The organism is Thiohalospira halophila DSM 15071 (assembly GCF_900112605.1).
Taxonomy (GTDB): Bacteria; Pseudomonadota; Gammaproteobacteria; order Thiohalospirales; family Thiohalospiraceae; genus Thiohalospira; species Thiohalospira halophila.
In genome coordinates this window covers 57,336-76,315 of sequence record NZ_FOMJ01000005.1, presented here as the reverse complement: position 1 = coordinate 76,315, position 18,980 = coordinate 57,336, and the positions used below count along the sequence as shown (strand labels likewise).

General features: G+C 67.6%; 15 protein-coding genes. 8 read left to right on the top strand and 7 right to left on the bottom strand.

The features are described 5' to 3' along the window. Positions 1-4 precede the first annotated feature (4 nt). Together BM272_RS08175 and BM272_RS08170 are read right to left on the bottom strand one after the other, a co-directional pair. On the bottom strand, positions 5-3,127 hold the full coding sequence (locus tag BM272_RS08175; protein ID WP_093428295.1) for an efflux RND transporter permease subunit: 3,123 nt from the start codon (positions 3,125-3,127) through the stop codon (positions 5-7). Next, positions 3,124-4,200: an efflux RND transporter periplasmic adaptor subunit gene (locus BM272_RS08170; protein ID WP_093428294.1), complete on the bottom strand. Its 1,077-nt coding sequence runs from the start codon at positions 4,198-4,200 to the stop codon at positions 3,124-3,126. The genes BM272_RS08175 and BM272_RS08170 overlap by 4 nt, the downstream gene beginning before the upstream one ends. A 150-nt stretch (positions 4,201-4,350) precedes the next feature. On the opposite strand from BM272_RS08170, the gene BM272_RS14040 reads away from it, so the two are divergent. Beyond that, entirely contained in the window at positions 4,351-5,265 is a 915-nt protein-coding gene (locus tag BM272_RS14040) for a putative metalloprotease CJM1_0395 family protein (RefSeq protein ID WP_275886932.1), read from the top strand. 9 nt (positions 5,266-5,274) lie between these two features. On the opposite strand, the gene BM272_RS08160 is transcribed toward BM272_RS14040, so the two are convergent. From BM272_RS08160 to rpiA, 3 genes are all read right to left on the bottom strand, one after another. Beyond that, entirely contained in the window at positions 5,275-6,342 is a 1,068-nt protein-coding gene (locus BM272_RS08160; RefSeq protein WP_093428293.1) for a PA0069 family radical SAM protein, read from the bottom strand. 1 nt (position 6,343) lies between these two features. After that, positions 6,344-6,547 carry a DUF2905 domain-containing protein gene (locus BM272_RS08155; RefSeq protein WP_093428292.1) on the bottom strand — a complete coding sequence of 68 codons (204 nt, stop codon included), beginning with the start codon at positions 6,545-6,547 and terminating at the stop codon, positions 6,344-6,346. 164 nt (positions 6,548-6,711) lie between these two features. After that, positions 6,712-7,368 (bottom strand): ribose-5-phosphate isomerase RpiA, encoded by a 657-nt coding sequence (gene rpiA / locus BM272_RS08150; protein WP_093428291.1) that lies wholly within the window; start codon positions 7,366-7,368, stop codon positions 6,712-6,714. A 108-nt stretch (positions 7,369-7,476) separates the two neighbouring features. Here rpiA and ilvA point away from each other — a divergent pair, with 108 nt between their 5' ends. Beyond that, complete coding sequence (gene ilvA / locus BM272_RS08145; protein ID WP_093428290.1) at positions 7,477-8,991, top strand: threonine ammonia-lyase, biosynthetic; 1,515 nt, start codon at positions 7,477-7,479, stop codon at positions 8,989-8,991. On the opposite strand, the gene BM272_RS08140 is transcribed toward ilvA, so the two are convergent. Further along, positions 8,992-9,396, bottom strand: a complete 405-nt coding sequence (locus tag BM272_RS08140) for a helix-turn-helix domain-containing protein (RefSeq protein WP_240308071.1) — start codon at positions 9,394-9,396, stop codon at positions 8,992-8,994. It abuts the gene before it with no gap. Continuing rightward, entirely contained in the window at positions 9,393-9,650 is a 258-nt protein-coding gene (locus BM272_RS08135; protein ID WP_093428289.1) for a type II toxin-antitoxin system RelE family toxin, read from the bottom strand. The genes BM272_RS08140 and BM272_RS08135 overlap by 4 nt, the downstream gene beginning before the upstream one ends. A 224-nt stretch (positions 9,651-9,874) precedes the next feature. Between BM272_RS08135 and BM272_RS08130 the strand changes: the two genes are divergently transcribed. The 6 genes from BM272_RS08130 to BM272_RS08105 are packed head-to-tail and all read left to right on the top strand — an operon-like array spanning position 9,875 to position 18,980. Beyond that, positions 9,875-12,649 carry a type I restriction endonuclease subunit R gene (locus tag BM272_RS08130; RefSeq protein WP_093428288.1) on the top strand — a complete coding sequence of 925 codons (2,775 nt, stop codon included), beginning with the start codon at positions 9,875-9,877 and terminating at the stop codon, positions 12,647-12,649. Continuing rightward, positions 12,649-14,247: a restriction endonuclease subunit S gene (locus tag BM272_RS08125; protein ID WP_093428287.1), complete on the top strand. Its 1,599-nt coding sequence runs from the start codon at positions 12,649-12,651 to the stop codon at positions 14,245-14,247. The genes BM272_RS08130 and BM272_RS08125 overlap by 1 nt, the downstream gene beginning before the upstream one ends. Next, entirely contained in the window at positions 14,244-14,624 is a 381-nt protein-coding gene (locus BM272_RS08120; RefSeq protein ID WP_093428286.1) for a hypothetical protein, read from the top strand. The genes BM272_RS08125 and BM272_RS08120 overlap by 4 nt, the downstream gene beginning before the upstream one ends. A gap of 4 nt (positions 14,625-14,628) precedes the next feature. Beyond that, the gene (locus BM272_RS08115) at positions 14,629-15,951 is read left to right on the top strand and encodes a ParA family protein (protein WP_159433046.1); all 1,323 of its coding nucleotides are present in this window, start codon (positions 14,629-14,631) and stop codon (positions 15,949-15,951) included. Then, on the top strand, positions 15,948-17,429 hold the full coding sequence (locus BM272_RS08110) for an ATP-binding protein (protein ID WP_093428284.1): 1,482 nt from the start codon (positions 15,948-15,950) through the stop codon (positions 17,427-17,429). The genes BM272_RS08115 and BM272_RS08110 overlap by 4 nt, the downstream gene beginning before the upstream one ends. A 39-nt stretch (positions 17,430-17,468) precedes the next feature. Continuing rightward, positions 17,469-18,980, top strand: a complete 1,512-nt coding sequence (locus BM272_RS08105) for a class I SAM-dependent DNA methyltransferase (protein WP_093428283.1) — start codon at positions 17,469-17,471, stop codon at positions 18,978-18,980.

Here is an 18,980-nt window from a genome sequence, read left to right as displayed (position 1 = left end):
GGCCTCAGTCTGCGGGTGCGGTGGTTCGCCGGTCCAGCCAGACCAGCATGGCCGGGGTGAAGAAGAGCGTCAGCGGCGTGGCTACCAGGAGGCCGCCGCTGATGGCGGTGGCCAGCTGGATCCAGTACTGGGTGGAGGGGGCGCCGATGTAGAAATCCCGGCCGATGAAGTCGATGGTCCAGCCCAGCACCATGGGCGAGAGGCCCAGGATGGTGGTGATGGCGGTGAGGATCACCGGCCGCGCGCGCTGGGCCCCGGTGCGCAGGGCCGCCTCCAGTGGCTCCAGGCCGTCGTCCCGGCGCAGGACGTTGTAGGTGTCGATGAGGACGATGTTGTTGTTCACCACGATGCCGGCCAGGGCCAGGGTACCGATGCCGCTCATGACGATCCCGAAGGGCTCGCCGCGGATGAGCAGGCCGACCAGTACCCCGGCGGTGGAGAAGAGGATGGCGGAGAGGACCAGGGCCGCCTGGGTGAAGCGGTTGAACTGGACCACCAGGATCACGACCATCAGCGCCACGGCGAAGAGGAAGGCGCGGACCAGGAAGCGCGATGACTCGGCCATGTCCTCGCTCTCCCCGCGGAAGGCGTAGTTCACTCCCTCGGGCCACTCGGCCTCGTCCAGCGCCGTCTGCAGGGCGGTGGTGCGCTCGTCCACCAGCTCGCCGGCGGCCACGTCCGCCTCGATGGTGTGCGCCCGGCGCGCGTCCCGGCGCTTGATGAGGCCGGTGGCCTCCACCGGCTCCAGGGTGGCGAAGTTGCGCAGCGGCACCAGCCCCTGCTCCGTGGGCAGGTTCAGGGTGGCCAGCTGCTGGAGGTGGCGTGCATCCGCCGGCAGCCGCAGGCGGATGTCCACCGCTTCGTCGGTGAACTCGGGGTGGTAGGTGCCCAGGAGCATGCCGTCGGTGAGCGTCTGCAGCCCCTGGCCCAGCAGGGCGATGTCCACCCCGTGGCGGGCGGCCTCCTCCCGGTCCACCCGTAGCTCCACCTCCACGCCCGGCGGCGGCCGGTCGTCGGAGACGTCGATAAAGCCGCCCAGCTCGGCCATGGTGGCCCGGATCTGCTCCACCGCCGCGTCCATGGCCTCGTCGTCGGTGCCGCGGACCTCCACCACCACCGGTTTGCCGGCGGTGGGGCCGCGCTCCTGCTTGCGGACCTGGATCTTCAGGCCGGGCAGGTCGGCGGTGTGCTGGCGAAGCTCGGCCAGGACCTCGCTGGCGGGGCGGCGGGTGCGCCAGTCGGAGAGCTCCAGCTGGATGATGCCGATGGTGTCCTCGGGGTAGTCCCCCTCCAGGCGGCGCTGTTGAGAGGCGATGGTGCGGGCATAGCGGGTCTTTACGCCGTCGGTCCCGGCGATCCGGTCCTCGACGCGGCGGACCAGGTCGTCCGCCTCCCAGACCGAGAGGTCCCCCCGCGCCTGCACCTGGATCTGGGCGAAGCGCGGCTCCACGTCGGGGAAGAAGGAGGTCCCCTTGCCGTGGACGGCCCAGCCGGCGTAGAGGGCGGCCGTGATGGTAGCCGTGACCAGCAGGGTGAACCCCGGCCGGCGGCAGGCAGCGGCCAGGGCGTCGGTATAGACCCGGGTGAGGCGGCCCAGCTCCTCCCAGCGGCCGGCCTCGGCGGCGCGGATCTGGCGCACCAGCTCCGGGTTGGTCGCCTGGCGCGGTCCGATGAACGATCCCAGAGCCGGGACAAAGACGAGCGCCATGGCCAGGGAGAAGAGCAGGGTGATGATCACCGTGGCCGGCAGGTAGATGATGAACTCGCCCACCATTCCCGGCCAGAAGAGCATGGGGAAGAAGACCGCCAGAGTGGTGGCGATGGCGGCGGTCACCGGCCATCCCATGCGGATGGCGGCATCGCGGTAGGCCGCCGCCCGGCCGCGCCCCTCGGCGACATAGCGGTCGGCCAGCTCGGCGACCACCACGGCACCGTCCACCAGCATCCCCACCACCAGGATCAGGGAGAAGAGGACCACCAGGTTGAGGGTGAAGCCCATGAGGTGGATGGTCAGGACGCCGCCGAGGAAGGCGCCCGGGATGGCCACCGCCACCAGCAGGGAGGAGCGTACCCCCAGGGCGGCGACGATGACCAGGATCACCAGCAGCACGGCGGTGATGACGTTGTTCTCCAGGTCGCCCAGGAAGTCGGCCACGTCCTTGGCACCATCCTGGAGGTAGCGTACCTCCAGTGCCTCGGGGCCCGCCTGCCGGGCGGCCTCGATGATCCGGCGGGCCTCGCCCACTACCTCCAGGATGTTGGCCCCGGTACGCTTGCGGATCTCCAGGGAGAGCGCCGGATTGCCGTCGATGCGGGCGAAGCTGTCGGGGTCCTTGTAGGTCTGTCGGACCTCGGCGACGTCGCCCACCCGCACCACGGTACCGTCCTCGGCGCGCAGCGCGGTGTTCTCGACCGCTTCGGTATCCTCGATGGTGCCGGGGACCTTGATGGCGATCCGGCCGGCGCCGGTGTCCACCGCCCCGGCGGTTACCAGCTGGTTGTTGCGCTGGATGGCCCGGGTGAGTTCGGCGTAGGAGATCCGGTAGGACTCCATGACCAGCGGGTCCACCAGGATCTCCATGACATCCTCGCGCTCGCCGCCGATGTCCACCTCCAGTACGCCGGGGCTCGCCTCCAGGCGGTCGCGCAGATCGCGGGCGGTCTCCAGCAGCGAGCGCTCGCTCACCGGGCCGGAGAGGGTCGCCGTGAGGACCGGGAAGAGCGAGACATCCACCTCGCTTACCCGCGGCTCCTCGGCCTCGGCGGGGAGTTCCGGCTCGGTCTGGTCCACCTCCTCGCGGACGTCGGCCAGAGCCTGGCGGCTGTCCCAGCCGGGCTCGAAGTCCAGCCGCAGCATGGCGAAGCCCTCGCCGGCCCAGGCGCGCATCTCGTCCAGCCCCTCCACCGACTGCAGCTCCCGCTCCAGGGGGCGGACCAGCAGGCGCTCGGCATCCTCGGAGGTGATCCCGGGATAGGGGACGGTGACGAAGTAGATGGGGATGTCGATCTCGGGGTTGGCCTCCTTGGGGATGGTGGCGTAGGCCACGGCCCCCAGGATCAGGAGGATCCCCAGCAGCAGCAGCACGGCGCGGCCACGGTCCACCGCGGCGGCGATGAGGGCCCTCACGGCCGGCCCTCGCCCGGGGCCGGACTGGGCTCGGTGGCCACCGCCTCACCGGGGCGGACGAAGCCGCCGCCCACGGTGATGAGGTCGAGGGTCGCCGGCGCCCCGGTGACCCAGACGCCATCGCGGTCGGCGCGGATGACCTCTACCTCGTGGAAGACCACCTCGCCGTCGGCGACCGCCTTGAGCCCCAGACGGCCGTCGTCGTCCAGGGCGAGCAGGGCGGGGGAGACGCGGTGGGCCTCCGTCTCCGCCACCGGGATGATGACCTCGGCGCTGATCCCCGAGGGGAGTTCGCCCTCGGGGTTGGGGAAGGTCGCCTCCAGCCGGAAGGTGCGGGTGGCCGGCTCGGCCACCGGGGCGACGAAGGTGACCTCGCCGGTGGCGGTGGAGCCGTCCAAGAAGCGGATGCGCGCCTCCTGCCCCGGCTCCACATCGCGGATGCGGTGCTGGGGGACCCGAACCACGGCGAGCAGGGGGTCATTGACCACGATCTCGGCCAGCTGGCCGCCCACGGCGAGGAAGTCGCCGCGCTCGGCGATGCGGCGGTTGACGATGCCGTCCATGGGCGCGCGCAGCTCGGTATTCTCGATGTCCTGGCGGACCGCCTCCAGCTGGGCCCGGGCCGCCTCCAGCTCGGCGCGCTTGACGTCCACCTGCAGCTCGGCGGTGAAGTCGTCCTCGGCCATGGTCCGGGTGGCCTCGTAGTCGCTTTCGGCGCCGGCCACCCGGGCCTCGGCCTGGCGCAGCTTCGCCTGCCGGTCGTCCATCTTCAGCCGCGCCAGGAGGTCGCCCTCGGCCACCTGCGCCCCGCGCGGAACCGCCCACTCGGCCACCTGCCCGGCGGTCTCGGCGCGGACCACCATGCGGCTGTCCGGCTCCACATCGCCCTGCAGGACCAGCAGCTCCTCCACCGGCTCGGCCCGGCGCTGGGCCACCCCCACGGTCATTTTCGGGCGCTCCCCGGTCTCTTCGGCGGTGGGGGCTGGCCGAGTGAGAACGCCGGAACCGATCCAGGCCGCTGCCAGGATGAGGATGGTGAGGATGGTGAGGGGACGGCGGGGCAGGCGTGGCATGGGGACCTCCTTGGTTCTCCTCCATTCTTCGCCGGACTGACTGCACGGTCAATGCGCTGGTGGAGGTCCGCGCCGGGCGAGTCAATTTGACTCATGAGCGGGACGCTGATACATACTTGCAGTATACCCATAATGTCATCGGAAGCGGATATGGCCACCGATGCTTCACCCAGTCTGAGTGCCGCGCTGGCCTCCCTGAATCCCACGGGGCGGCCGGGGATGGGTGGTGCCCGGATCCCGGAGTCGGTGGAGCAGACCAGTGAGGCAGTGGCCCAGTCCTCGCCCACTCGGGACCGAGCGGCCGGTGAGCCGGCCCGGGTCGGCACGGAGAACCGCTCCCAGGCGGTGGAAGGTCTGCGGCGAGCGGAGGAGCGGCAGCGGGCCGAGGCCAGCTCGGCCCGGCTGGATGGGCAGGGCCAGCGGGTGCGGGACCAGGTGGACCAGCAGCGCCGCGATCTGGCGCTGCAGGAGCTGCGCAACCGCGACCGCGAGGTGCGCGCCCACGAGCAGGCCCACCTGGCCGCTGGCGGTTCGTATACCTCGTCGGTCTCCTACAGTTTCGTCGTCGGTCCCGACGGGCGGCGTTATGCCATCGGCGGGAACGTGGACGTGGATACCACGCCGGTGCGCGATGATCCCGAGGCCACCCTGGAGAAGGCGCGCCAGGTCCGCGCCGCGGCCCTCGCTCCCGCCAATCCCTCGCCCCAGGATCGCCAGGTGGCCGCCGAGGCGACTCAGATGGCCCAGGAGGCGCGCATGGAACTGCGCATGGAGCGCCAGGAGGAGTCCCCGGCCGCGGCCAGCGATGACGGCGGCAGCGCGGCGGAGCGCGATCCGCTGGCGCCGGAGCCCCTCTACCCCGATCCCGTGGGAGACCCCCTGGAGGCGAACCGCCCCGGTGAGCCGGGAGAGTCGGGCAGTGCCCGGGCCGATTCCGTAACCGACTCCGGCGAGATGCGACCGGGTAATAATGGTGCCGGCTCCGAGGAGACGGTGAGCGCCGCCGCGGGTGGCTATGCCCGCCGCGAGCCCGGCCAGGCCAGCGGTATCAACCTCTACGTCTGACCTCCCCTCCTAGTCGAAGAGATCCCCCTGCCGCCCGCCGGGCGGCGTGAAGGCCGTGGTGTCCAGCACCGGCGGCCACTCCAGGTCGAACTTCCGCCGCGCCAGCCGGAAGCGCTGGGCCAGCAGGTCCGCCCAGGGTCCTTCCCCGGTCATGCGCCGGCCGAAGCTCGGCTCGTAGTCCTTCCCGCCCCGCGCCTGCTGGACCCGGGAGAGGATGTGCTCCGCCTGGCCGGGGGCGTGCTCGTCCAGCCAGTCCCGGAAGAGATCGCCCAGCTCGTGGGGCAGCCGCAGCAGGACGTAGCCGGCCCAGCTCGCCCCGGCCTCGGCCGCCGCCTCCAGGATGGCCTCGAACTCCGCCTCGGTGAGGACCGGGATCACCGGGGCCACCAGTACCCCCACCGGGATCCCCGCCTCGCGCAGCCGCCGGATGGTGGCCAGCCGTCGGCGCGGACCGGCCGCCCGGGGCTCCAGCCGGCGGTCGAGGTCGCTATCCAGGGTGGTGATGGAGACGGCCACGGTGGCCAGCCCCGCTTCCGCCATGGGGCCGAGGATATCCCGGTCCCGCTCCACCAGGGCCGACTTGGTCACCAGGCTCACCGGATGGCGGGTCTCCCGGCAGACCTCCAGGACCGAGCGGGTGATCCCCAGTTGCCGCTCCGCCGGCTGGTAGGCGTCGGTGTTCATGCCCAGGGCGATGGTCTCCGGCTGGTAGCCGGGCCGGTCGAGTTCCGCGCGCAGGCGCTCGGCGGCGTCGGGGCGGTAGTGGATCCGGGTCTCGAAGTCGCGGCCCGGGGACTCGTCCAGCCAGGCGTGGGTGGGACGGGCGTAGCAGTAGATGCAGCCGTGCTCGCAGCCGCGATAGGGGTTCAGGGTGCGGTCGAAGGCGAGATCCGGGGAGTCGTTGTAGCTGAGGATCCGGCGGGTGTTGTGCGGGATGAGGGTGGTGGCCGGCGCCGGCTCGGGGTCCAGCTCGTCGCTCCAGCCATCGTCGACCGCCTCCCGCTGCCGGGCGGCGTAGCGGTTGTCGGGGCTGGACACCGCCCCGCGGCCCTTGTGGGGGTCGTGCCGGCGGCCCACGTCAGCGCCGGAAGAAGAGCCAGAGCAGCAGGGAGACTACCACGCTCACCAGCAGCGAGGTGGTGACGGGGAAGTAGAAGTGGAATCCCTCCCGCTGGATGGCGATGTCCCCCGGCAGCCGGCCCAGCCCCAGCCGGGCGAGCCAGGGCCAGATCAGGCCGAGGACGACCAGCACCAGCCCGATGCCGATGAGCCAGCGCCCCATTGCTCTGCTCCCTCCTCGTTGCCCTTGGACGTCGTTCCCGCGCAGGCGGGAACCTCGAGAACGTAGCCCCGGACCGAGGCACTGCTGCGGGCCTGTTCTCGAGGTTCCGGGTCGGCGCTGAGCGCCGCCCGGAACGACGGCTGCGTCGTTCGATTGGCGCCGCCCTAGCGGACGGTCTCGACCCCGCTGGAGGAGCCCACGAGCAGTACATCCGCCGGGTCCATGGCGAAGAGGCCGTTGGTGACCACGCCGGGGATGTTGTTGAGCTGCGCCTCCAGCCTGGACGGCTCCATGATGGAGAGGCCGTGGACGTCCAGGATGAGGTTGCCGTTGTCGGTGGTGAAGCCCTCGCGCAGGACCGGCTCGCCGCCCAGCTTGACCACCTGGCGGGCGACGTAGCTGCGCGCCATGGGGATCACCTCGATGGGCAGCGGGAAGGCGCCCAGGATGTCCACCACCTTGGTGTCGTCCACAATGCAGACGAACTTCTCGCTGGCGGCGGCGACGATCTTCTCCCGCGTCAGCGCGCCGCCGCCGCCCTTGGTGAGCTGCAGGTGGCGGGTGGTCTCGTCGGCGCCGTCCACGTAGAGGCCGATGTCGCCCACGTCGTTGAGGTTGTAGACCGGGATCCCGTGGCCCTTGAGCCGCTCGGCGCTGGCGTTGGAGCTGGCCACGGTGCCCTCGATGCGGCCCTTGATGTTCGCCAGCTCGTCGATGAAGTAGTTGGCGGTGGAGCCGGTGCCCACGCCGATTACCGTGTCGGTCTCCACGTACTCGATGGCGGCCCGGGCCACCTCGCGCTTCATCTCGTCCTGGTTCATGGTGCTCCTCCGAATCCCGATGACAATCGGCCGATTATAGGGTCACCGCGGCGGCTGCGGCCAGATCCCGCGCTGACACCCCCCGGGGGAGGTGGTACCGTAACGGCCATGTTCGACGCCTACCTGAAGCGCATTCTCACCGCCCGGGTCTACGACGTGGCCCGGGAGACGCCGCTGGACCCGGCCACCGGCCTCTCCAACCGGCTGGGCAACCAGGTCTTCCTCAAGCGCGAGGACCTGCAGCCGGTCTTCTCCTACAAGCTGCGCGGGGCGTACAACAAGATCATCCACCTCGCCCCGGAGCAGCGGGCGCGCGGCGTCATTGCTGCCTCCGCCGGCAACCACGCCCAGGGCGTGGCCCTGTCGGCGCGCAGGCTCGGGATCCCGGCGCGGATCGTCATGCCCAAGACCACGCCGGACATCAAGATCGAGGCGGTGCGGGCGCTGGGGGCGGAGATCGTCCTCCACGGCAGTTCCTACGACGAGGCCTTCGCCCACTGCATGCAGATCGCGGAGGAGGCCGGCATGGCCTTCATCCCGCCCTACGACGATCCCGACGTCATCGCCGGGCAGGGGACGGTGGCCATGGAGCTGGCCCGCCAGGCGCCGCAGCCGCTGGAGGCCGTCTTCGTCCCCGTGGGCGGTGGTGGGCTTCTGGCGGGGGTGAGCGCCTACTTTCGGGCCCTCTATCCGGGCGTGCGGATCATCGGTGTGGAGCCGGCGGATGCGCCGACGCTGCACTCCGCCCTGGCCGCCGGCGAGCGGGTGCAGCTGCCCCAGGTGGGGATCTTCGCCGACGGCGTGGCGGTGCGCCGGATCGGCGAGGAGCCCTTCCGCATCCTGCGCGAGAGCGTGGACGAGGTGGTGCTGGTCTCCACCGACGCCATCTGCGCCGCCATCAAGGACATCTTCGACAACACCCGCTCCATCGCCGAGCCGGCCGGGGCGCTCAGCGTGGCCGGCCTCAAGCAGTACGTGGAGAATCACCGGCTGGAGGGCGCCAACCTGGCCGCCGTGGTCAGCGGGGCCAACATCAACTTCGACCGGCTGCGCTACGTGGCCGAGCGCGCCGAGCTGGGCGAGCGGCGCGAGGCGCTGTTTGCCGTGACCATCCCCGAGCAGCCCGGCAGCTTCCGCGCCTTCTGCAACGCCATCGGCACCCGCTCCATCACCGAGTTCAACTACCGCTACGCCGGCCCCGACGAGGCCCACATCTTCGTCGGCATCCGCATGAACGCCGGCGCCCCGGAGAAGGAGGAGCTCCGCGAGAAGCTGGAGGCCGCCGGCTACGGCGTGGTGGATCTCACCGACAACGAGATGGCCAAGCTCCACGTCCGCCACATGGTGGGCGGCCGCGCGCCCCACGCCGGCCGGGAGACCCTCTACCGCTTCGAATTCCCCGAGCGGCCCGGGGCGCTGCTGCGCTTCCTCAGCCACCTCCACGCCGACTGGAACATCTCCCTGTTCCACTACCGCAACCACGGCGCCGACTACGGCCGCGTCCTCGCCGGCTTCCAGGTCCCCGAGGAGGAGGAGCCCGCCTTCCAGCAGTTCCTCCAGGAACTGGGCTACGCCTGGGAAGAAGAGACGGAGAACCCGGCGTACGAGCTGTTTCTGCGGTAGTCAGTCAGCCGGTGGGAGGAGGTCGTCGACGTCGACGTCCAGTCGACTGGCGAGCTGACGGAGTACGCGCGTCGATGGTTCGCGTTTGCCGGCCTCGATCATGTAGAGAGCCCGGTCGCCGATGTCCGTAGCCTCCGCAAGTTCCCGGCGCTCGATACCACGATGTTCCCGCCAGACCCTGACGGGGCTTTCCCCGGCATCAATGCGCTGGACCAGTTCCAGTGGAACCGACTCTTCCTCTCCGGTATGCATGCGCTCGCGGACCTTGTCGGTCTCGTGAAGGTCGATCAGCTCCTCCATGCGTTCAAGCATACGCTGATACTGGTCGTAGGGGACGACGGCGTATTCGGGATGGCCATCATTTCGCCGGATGATCTGGGTGATGTCGGCCGTCTCTTCCATCATTTGTAGACCTCTCCACGACTTCCGATACGGATGATCTGAACCACCAGCCACTGGTCATGGATCTCGTAGATAATGCGCCAATCGCCGACCCGCAATCGCCATGCTTCCCTGCCCTTCAGTGGCTTGATGTCGAGTTCCGGATGATGCGGGTTGTCGGCCAGATACTCGAGCTTGCCTTGTATACGCTGCCGGTCGGTGCGTGGCAGACGGAGCAGGGCCTTCCTGGCAGTCTTGGTAAGCTCCACCGAGTACATGAGAAAAGCCTAACTTGCAGTGCCACTCTGTCAACGATCTAAGGCACAGCGCGTTACTTTCGAGCCAGGGGAAGGAGGGATGGTCGCTGATGGTCCTGATTGTGCCCCGCTGGCGGAAGAGACAGAGAACCCGGCGTACGAGCTGTTTCTGCGGTGAGGCTCCTCTCACAGCCCCCGGTCCGGGGCTGCTAGGATGGCGGCGAGGCCCAGAGCAGGGAAGCAGGATGTCCAATCAGGATCCCGAACAGCACGCCCGGGAGCACATCGATGACCAGCTCCGCCAGGCGGGCTGGGAGGTGCAGAGCCGCAGCGAGCTGAATCCCGCCGCCAGCCGGGGCGTCGCGGTACGGGAGTATCCCACCGAGGTCGGGCCGGCGGACTACCTGTTGCTGGTGGACGGCGCGCCCGTGGGTCTCATCGAGGCCAAGCGGGAGGAAGAGGGCCAGCGGCTCAACCGCGTGGAGGAGCAGACCGCGGCCTACGCCGATGCCGGCCTCAAGCACGTCGGCGAGGCGGACCTTCGCTTTCGCTACGAGACCACCGGGGTCGTCACCTACTTCACCGATAGGGCCGACCCCGAGCCCCGCTCCCGGGAGGTCTTCCGCTTCCACCGGCCGGAGACCCTGGCGGAATGGCGGGCGGAGACGGGCACCCTGCGCGGTCGGCTGCAGCAGCTCCCGGAGCTGTCCGACGCCGGTCTGCGCGACTGCCAGTTCACCGCCATCCACAACCTGGAAGACTCCCTGCGCCGCAACCGGCCCCGGGCCCTCATCCAGATGGCCACCGGCGCCGGCAAGACCTATACCGCCATCACGGCCATCTACCGCCTGCTCAAACACGCCGGTGTGCGCCGGGTGCTCTTCCTGGTGGACACCCGCAATCTCGGCAAGCAGGCCGAGGGGGAGTTCCACGACTACATCCCCCAGGATGACAACCGCAAGTTCACCGAGCTCTACACGGTCCAGCGGCTCACCTCGTCCCACGTGCCCACGGACGGTCAGGTCTGCATCAGCACCATCCAGCGCATGTACTCCGTCCTCAAGGGCGAGGAGCTGGACGAGACCGCCGAGGAGCACCCCGGCAGCCCCGCCGGGATGGACCGGGAGCCGGTGCCGGTGGACTACAACAAGCGCGTGCCCCCGGAGTTCTTCGACGTCATCGTCATCGACGAGTGCCACCGCTCCATCTACAACCTGTGGCGCCAGGTCCTGGAGTACTTCGACAGCTTCCTCGTCGGGCTTACGGCGACCCCCGATCAGCGGACCTACGCCTTCTTCCAGCAGAACGTGGTCAGCGAGTACACCCTGGAGCAATCGGTGGTGGACGGGGTCAATGTCGACCACCGGATCTGGCGCATCGACACCGAGCGCACCCGCGAAGGCGGCCAGATCGAGGCCGAGGAGGTGGTGGAGCACCGCGAACGCCTCTCCCGCGAGCGGCGCTGGCAGCAGCTCGACGAGCCGGTGGTCTACGAGGGCCGCCAGCTCGACCGCGACGTGGTGAACCCCGACCAGATCCGCACCGTCCTTCAGGCCTACCGCGACGCCCTGCCGCACATGTTCCCGGACCGGGCCGGCGAGGGTGGCCGCGTGGAGGTGCCCAAGACGCTGATCTTCGCCAAGAGCGACAGCCACGCCGACGATGTGATCCGTACCGCCCGCCAGGTCTTCGACGCCGGTAACGCCTTCTGCAAGAAGGTCACCTACCGCAGCGAGGAGAATGCGGACCGCGTGCTCTCCGCCTTTCGCAACGACTACAACCCGCGCATCGCCGTCACGGTGGACATGATCGCCACCGGTACGGACGTGAAGCCCATCGAGGCCGTCCTCTTCATGCGCGACGTGAAGAGCCGCACCTATTACACCCAGATGGTGGGCCGCGGGACCCGCAGCCTGGACGCCGAGGGCCTGCGCAGGGTGACCCCCGCCGCTCACGGCCCCAAGGAGGCCTTCGTGCTGGTGGACGCCGTCGGCGTCACCGACTCCGAGAAGATGGAGACCGGCACCCTGGAGCGAAAGCCCTCGGTGGCAACCAAGGACCTCATCGAGGCCGTGACCATGGGCCAGCGGGACGAGGAGAGCCTGCGCAGCCTCGCCGGCCGCCTGTCCCGCTTCGCCAAACGGGTGGACGAGCCGGGCGAGCGCGAGATCCGCGAGGCCACCGGCGGCCCCGATCTGCCCGCCGTGGCCGCCGAGCTACTGGCCGTGGACGATCCCGACCGCGTTGCCGAGGAGGCCCGCGCGGCCAACGGCCTGCCCGAGCACGTGGAGCCGACCCCGGAGCAGTGCGACCAGGCCCGGGAGGAGCGGGCCCGGCGTGCCACCGCCGCCGTCACCGGCCACCTCCACGAGGCCATGGAGTCCATCAAGCGGCGCCAGGAGCAGGTCATCGACGACGTGAATCCGGACGCCGTGGTCACCAGCGACTGGGCCGAGAACACCGAGGCCCACCGCCAGACCCTGGCCCAGGGCTTCGCCGACTGGGCCCGGACCCACCGCGACGACCTGGACGCCCTGACCATCCTCTTCAGCGAGCCCCACCGCCGCAAGGAGCTGACCCGCGCCCGGATCAGCGAGGTGCTGGAGGCCCTGCGCAGGGAGCGCCCCGACCTCGCCCCGGCGAAGGTCTGGGCCGCCTACGCCGCCCTGGACGAGGTCCAGGCCCGCCGCCCCGAAAAGGAGCTGGCCCAGATCATCGCGCTGATGCGCCGCGTGGCCGGCTGGGACGAGCAGCTCACCCCCTTCGACGAGACCGTGCGCCGCAACTTCCAGCGCTGGATCTTCGGCGAGCACGCCGGCAACGCGCCCAAGTTCACCAAAGAGCAGCACCGCTGGCTGGAGATGATCCGCGACCACATCGCCACCTCCGTCCGATTCGAGGTAGACGACCTGGATTACACACCGTTCGATGCCGAGGGCGGCCGGGGCCGCATGTATCAGCTTTTCGGGGACCGCATGGGCGAGGTGATCGAGGAGATGAATGAGGAGATGGTGGCGTAATGGCCCTTGGATTAACCCCCCAACAGATCGTTGATAGCGGGGAACACCCTCTCCTCGTGAAAGCTGATCGCTGGGAGCGTGTCTTCCTGAAAGAGATTGCCAGTGTGCAAAACGGGGCCGCCTTCAGTTCTGCGTATTTTACGGACAACGAGGGCCTTCCTCTTATCCGCATCCGGGATGTAGGTCAGCGGGAAACGGAGAATTTCTACAACGGGCCATATAGTTCTGAATATGTTGTGAATTCGGGCGATCTTCTGATTGGGATGGATGGGGATTTCAGGTGTGCGTTCTGGAATGGGGGGAAAGCCCTACTTAACCAGCGTGTTTGCCGTGTCCGCTTGGAAAGCTATCTCATGGAGGAAAAATTTCTCTATTTTTGCCTCCAGCCCTACCTTGATGCGATACACGCCCATACGTCATCGGTCACGGTAAAGCATCTATCTTCCCGGACGGTGGAAAACATCCCGCTCCCGTTGCCCCCATTGGGGGAGCAAAAACGCATCGTCGCCAAGATCGAGGAGCTGTTCTCCGAGCTGGACGACAGCGTGGCCAACCTGGAGACCGCCCGCGCCCGGCTCCAGACCTACCGCCAATCCCTCCTCAAGAACGCCTTCGAGGGCCGCCTCACCGAACAGTGGCGCCGCGACCACGCCGACGAGCTGGAAAGCGCCGACCAGCTCCTGGAGCGCATCCGCGAAGAGCGCCAGGCCCGCTACCAGCAGCAACTGGAGGATTGGAAGACCCAGGTGGCCCAATGGGAGGCCGACGGCAAGGCTGGCAGTAAGCCTTCGAAGCCGACGCTACCAAAGGATTGGACCGACGATGAGGATCTCTTGGCCGGCCAAGTAGAAATTCCCTCGACAGGCTGGTCGCGATGCCATCTCGGGGATCTGATCGAATATCCGAAGTACGGGACCACTAAGAAATGCTTTTACGATAAGGGAGCGACACCCGTTCTACGGATCCCCAATGTTGTTTCCGGGCGAGTAAACTCAAGTGACCTCAAGTTCGCCGATTTCGAGACGAGGGAGATCAGGGACTGGGCCTTATGTGCTGGCGACCTCTTGGTAATTCGTTCAAATGGAAGCCTAGCCATCGTCGGGACAGCGGGCCTTGTAGGGCCTGAACATGAAGGTTTTCTTTACGCTGGCTACTTGATTCGTCTTAGGCCAATCTCTAGATCAATATTGCCGAAGTACCTAAAGTACGTTCTGCAGAGTCCACCTGTAAGGAAACAGTTGGATAGGAAGGCGAAATCGACCAGTGGCGTTAATAATATAAACGCAAAGGAATTGGTTTCCTTGTGTGTGCCCCTGCCGTCGATCTCGGAGCAAGAGTTGATTGTGGATCAGGTTGACCGTATGAGTTCGCAAATTGAGGAGCTGGAGAAGGCGGTTGGGGAGAATTTGGAGAGAACAGCTAATCTTCGACAATCCATCCTCAAGCGCGCCTTCGAGGGCCGGCTCGTCTCCCAGGACCCCAACGACGAGCCGGCCAGCGAGCTACTGGCCCGCATCCAGGGGGCGCCGCAGAATGAGCGGGAGGCCGGGAACGGGCGTAGAGCTCGAACAGGTTCGGCAAGCAAGGAGGCAGGATGAAGGAGGACTACACTGCGGCAGCCCGGCGACACTGGGAGGACGCGGGGCTACTGGACGAGGAGGAACGGTGGGAGAATGCCGACCACCACTACGGTTTTGCGGCGGAGTGCGCCCTGAAGTCGGCCCTTGAAAGAATGGGTTTTTTCCGGGATGAACACCGCAAGCATATCAATGTCCTGTGGAACAAGATGCAGGCAACGGCCTTCCAGAAACGGTTTCCTGGCCTGGTTGGGCTGCTATCGGGTGCCAACCGCTTCGCCGACTGGGATGTGGAACAACGCTATGAAGCAGACGGGGCGGTGACCGAGGAAGCGATGCGGGCCCATAAGGACTGTGCCCGGCGTCTTCTCATCGCTGCCAATGTCTATCGGGGATAAGTACATGGTCCGCTTTCACGATGCCCTGGATATCGCAACGGAGTTCGCCGGTGAGCGCCTCGGCGGCCACGACGCCGTCTACCTCATCCGCGATCTGGTGGGCCGGGTCTCCATAGCCGTGAATGTCTCCGGCGAGGCGCTGGCGGACAAGGCGACCCTCTCCCGGGAACTGCACGCGAGGCTCGGGGCCTTCGGCCCCGGTCCGGAGGAGGCGGTGCAGTCGCGGGATGAACTCCTCCTGCCCGAGGAGATCTTCCAGAGTCGGGAGGCGATCGCCCTCCAGGAAGAGCCGGTACTGGTCTATCTGGTGGATCGCCTGATGAACAACCAGGATTGGCTGCGCAGGCCGCTGAAGGAGGAGGCCCCGCTGCCCACGGCCGTGGCCTTCAGCCTCAAGGGGGGCGTGGGTCGGTCGACGACCTTTGCGGCCTGGGCCCACCATCTGGCCGCCCAGGGCCATCGGGTGCTGGCGGTGGATCTGGACCTGGAGGCCCCGGGCCTGCAGAGCCTCCTCCTGCGCCAGATCCCGGAGGATCCGCGACGGGATCGCCGCCCGGATTACGGGGTGGTGGACTGGCTGGTGGAGGGCCGGGTCGGCCAGGCCGATGAGGACCTTTTCGAGGACATGCTGGGTAGCGTCGAGCTCCCTTCGGGGACGCCGGGGGAGATCCGGGTGATCCCTGCCTTCGGGAAGGAGACCCGGGGCTACGTCGCCAAGCTGGGCCGCGCCTACCTGCCGGTAATGGGCAGCGACGGGGTCGAGCGCGGATTCGCGGAGGCGATTCTGGAACTCCTGAATGCGGGCCGGACGCGGGCCGAGCCCTTCGATGTGGCGCTGCTGGACGCTCGCGCCGGGATGCATGATATCGGCGCGGCGGCGGTGACCCGGCTGGGGGCGCACGCGTTCCTCTTCGCCCGGGATGATCCGCAGACCTGGACCGCCTATGAGCACCTCTTCGAGCACTTGCGGTGGTCGCCGGCCGTGGAATACGGCATGCCGGACCGGGATTTGCGCTGGCGGATGAGCATGGTAGGGGCAATGGCTGGCGGAACCGAGCGGGATTTCGAGAACCTGCGCGACCGTTCATATGCTGCGTGGCAGTTGCTCTATGACGAGGAGCAGGAGCCTAGCCCCGGGACGCCGGAGGAGAGCGATGAGAGCATGCCGCACTGGCCGCTCCCGGTTTATGCCGCCGAGGAACTACGCGGGGCGTCCTTTCACGATCCCGACAACGGACCGGCACCTGTCGTGCTGGAAGGGGCCTATCGGGATTTCTTCGATCGGGCGGGTAGCCGGTTGCTGGGTAATTCCGGGAGTGATGAATGAAACCCGACCCTGAAGCCCGCGAGGCCCTGCGCGAGGCCTTCTGCAATCTTCCGGACGTTTCGGCTCAGGAAGACCTGACGCCCCCGGGGCCCGGGGAGTTGTATATCCCCGATAGCCATACGAAGGCACTCAGCCTGGATACCACGGTGGTGGTCGGTATGCGGGGGGCGGGCAAGTCGGTGTGGACGGCGGCCCTGTTCGATGATGCGACGCGACAGCGCCTGGTGGGGACGGGCGCCCCGGTTACTCTGGGGGCTACCTATGTGCGGGTCGGATTCAGCAACGACCCGCATGGTGGGAAGCATCCCGATTCGGAGACACTGAAGAGGCTGCTGGAGGAGGGTCTGGAGCCCCGGCATATCTGGCGCGGTGTCCTGGCCCGCAAACTGGCTGAGGTATGTGACCTAGCCTTGCCGGCGGAGCGTGACAGCGAAGCGGCTCGGTGGGCCCGAGAAGACCCGGAGGCCTTCAACGAGCTGCTGGGGCAGGCGACCAATGCCCTGAAGCAGGAAGGGAAGTACCTGCTGTTGGTCTTCGATTCCCTGGATGCTATCGCGCCGGGGAGCTGGGAGAGTGTCCGTGCCCTGACCCGCGGTGCCCTGGAGGTGGCCCTGGCCTGCCGTCCGTACCCGAATATCCGGATGAAGTTCTTCATCCGGCCGGATATGGAGGAGGACGAGGGGGTCTTCGATTTCCGCGACAGCTCCAAGCTCCTGCATAACCGCGTGGACCTGGCCTGGCGGCCGGTGGATCTCTACGGCCTGCTCTTCCACACCCTGGCCAATGGGCCCGCGAGTGAGGTCTTTTTGAAGATGGCGGAGAAGGTCACCGGTCTGGAGTGGCCCGGGCTCCATGGTTTCTATCTCCTTCCGGACGAGGTGCGCGGCAACGAGAAGAGCCAGCGTCCGCTCCTGGAAACCCTCGCAGGCCCCTACATGGGGACCAACCATCGGCGGGGGTACACCTATACCTGGATCACCGGCCACCTGGCCGATGCCCATGGGCGAATCGCGCCCCGCAGCCTCCTCCTGGCACTGCGCCAGGCAGCGGCCATCACTCGGGAGAAGAGCCCGGAGTACCCCTACCCCCTCCAGTACGAAGCCATCAAGCGCGGTGTTGCCGAGGCATCCGATACCCGAGTCCGGGAGCTGAGCAAGGAGGACTACCCCTGGGTAACGCCGCTGCTCCATCGACTGAGGGATATGACGGTGCCACTGGAGATCAGCGACCTGAAAAAGCAGTGGACCAGGGTGGTGCTGGACGAGGTGCTGCAGGTCTCCGAGGAAAAACTGCCGCCTCGCCGCTTTGCCTCTGCACCCGAGGGCAGCCGCGACATCGAGCTGCTCATTGATGACCTGGAGGAGCTTGGCGTCCTCTACCGGACCGAGGATGGCCGCATCAATATCCCCGACATCTTCCGGGTCGGATTCGGAATCCGCCGCAAGGGAGGAGTCCGACCTCCCAGACGGGGAAGCTAACCGGCCGGATCAGGCCTACATGACTCCGGAGGCAAGAGATTGAACGCCCAAACCCTGGTCAACAAGGTCTGGAGCTTCTGCCACACCCTGCGCGATGACGGGGTGGGGTACGGCGACTACCTGGAACAGCTCACCTATCTGATCTTCCTCAAGCTCGCCGACGAGTACTCCCGGCCGCCCTACGACCGCGACATCGGCATCCCGGCGGGGTACGACTGGCCCAGCCTCAAGCGGCTGAAGGGGGCCGAGCTGGAGGCGCACTACATCGAGACCCTCCGCGTCCTGGGGCAGGAGGGCGGCATGCTGGGCCAGATCTTCATGAAGGCTCAGAACAAGATCCAGGACCCGGCCAAGCTCGCTCGCGTCATCGAGATGATCGACGCCGAGGACTGGGCGATGCTCGACGCGGACGTGAAGGGGGACCTCTACGAGGGCCTGCTGGAGAAGAACGCGGAGGACGTGAAGTCCGGGGCGGGGCAGTACTTCACGCCGCGGCCGCTCATCGAAGCCATGGTGGAGTGCATCCGGCCGGCGCCCGGCAAGAGCATCGCGGACCCGGCCTGTGGCACCGGTGGCTTTTTCCTGCGCGCCTACGACTTCATCACCCGCGAACACGAGCTGGACGGCAGCGAAAAGCGCTTTCTCAAGCACCACACCTTCCACGGCAACGAGATCGTGGCCGAGGCCCGCCGCATGTGCCTGATGAACCTCTTCCTGCACAACATCGGCGACCTCGATGACCAGCCCACCATCCTCTCCACGGATGCGCTCATTACCCCGGCGCCGCAGCGCTACGACTACGTCCTCACCAATCCGCCCTTCGGTCGCAAGAGCAGCATGACCATCATCAATGATGATACGGGGGAGCAGGAGAAGGAGGACTTCGTCTACGAGCGTCAGGACTTCTGGGCCACCACCTCCAACAAGCAGCTCAACTTCGTCCAGCACATCCGCACCATGCTCAAGGAGAACGGCCAGGCGGCCGTGGTGGTGCCGGACAACGTCCTGTTCGAGGGCGGGGCGGGGGAGACGGTCCGCCGCAAGCTGCTGGAGACCACCGATCTGCACACCATCCTGCGCCTGCCCACGGGCATCTTCTACGCCCAGGGGGTGAAGGCCAACGTCCTCTTCTTCGACAACCGCCCCGGCCGCGCCGAGCCGTGGACCCGAGAGGTGTGGTTCTACGACTACCGCACCAACGTCCACCACACCCTCAAGCGCAAACCCCTGCGGCTGGAGCACCTGCAGGACTTCATCCGCTGCTATCACCCGGAAAACCGGCACGAACGGACGGAGACCTGGAGCGAGGAGACCCCGGAGGGCCGCTGGCGGCGCTTCACCTACGAGGAGATCCTGGCCCGGGACAAGGTGAGCCTGGACATCTTCTGGCTACGGGATGAGTCCCTGGGAGACATGGACAACCTCCCCGAACCCGAGGCGATTGCCGAGGAGATCGTGGAGAACCTGGAGGCCGGGCTGGAGGGATTTCGGCAGGTGCTGGCCTCCCTGGAAGCGGAAGAGTCCACCGAACCGCCGTCCGGGAAGGCCTGA

Excerpts from the sequence above, each read along its gene's own strand:
- BM272_RS08170 (WP_093428294.1), bottom strand. The coding sequence starts at position 4,200 with ATGCCACGCCTGCCCCGCCGTCCCCTCACCATCCTCACCATCCTCATC.
- BM272_RS14040 (WP_275886932.1), top strand. The coding sequence starts at position 4,351 with ATGGCCACCGATGCTTCACCCAGTCTGAGTGCCGCGCTGGCCTCCCTG.
- BM272_RS08155 (WP_093428292.1), bottom strand. The coding sequence starts at position 6,547 with ATGGGGCGCTGGCTCATCGGCATCGGGCTGGTGCTGGTCGTCCTCGGC.
- rpiA (WP_093428291.1), bottom strand. The coding sequence starts at position 7,368 with ATGAACCAGGACGAGATGAAGCGCGAGGTGGCCCGGGCCGCCATCGAG.
- ilvA (WP_093428290.1), top strand. The coding sequence starts at position 7,477 with ATGTTCGACGCCTACCTGAAGCGCATTCTCACCGCCCGGGTCTACGAC.
- BM272_RS08140 (WP_240308071.1), bottom strand. The coding sequence starts at position 9,396 with ATGATGGAAGAGACGGCCGACATCACCCAGATCATCCGGCGAAATGAT.
- BM272_RS08135 (WP_093428289.1), bottom strand. The coding sequence starts at position 9,650 with ATGTACTCGGTGGAGCTTACCAAGACTGCCAGGAAGGCCCTGCTCCGT.
- BM272_RS08130 (WP_093428288.1), top strand. The coding sequence starts at position 9,875 with ATGTCCAATCAGGATCCCGAACAGCACGCCCGGGAGCACATCGATGAC.
- BM272_RS08125 (WP_093428287.1), top strand. The coding sequence starts at position 12,649 with ATGGCCCTTGGATTAACCCCCCAACAGATCGTTGATAGCGGGGAACAC.
- BM272_RS08120 (WP_093428286.1), top strand. The coding sequence starts at position 14,244 with ATGAAGGAGGACTACACTGCGGCAGCCCGGCGACACTGGGAGGACGCG.
- BM272_RS08115 (WP_159433046.1), top strand. The coding sequence starts at position 14,629 with ATGGTCCGCTTTCACGATGCCCTGGATATCGCAACGGAGTTCGCCGGT.
- BM272_RS08110 (WP_093428284.1), top strand. The coding sequence starts at position 15,948 with ATGAAACCCGACCCTGAAGCCCGCGAGGCCCTGCGCGAGGCCTTCTGC.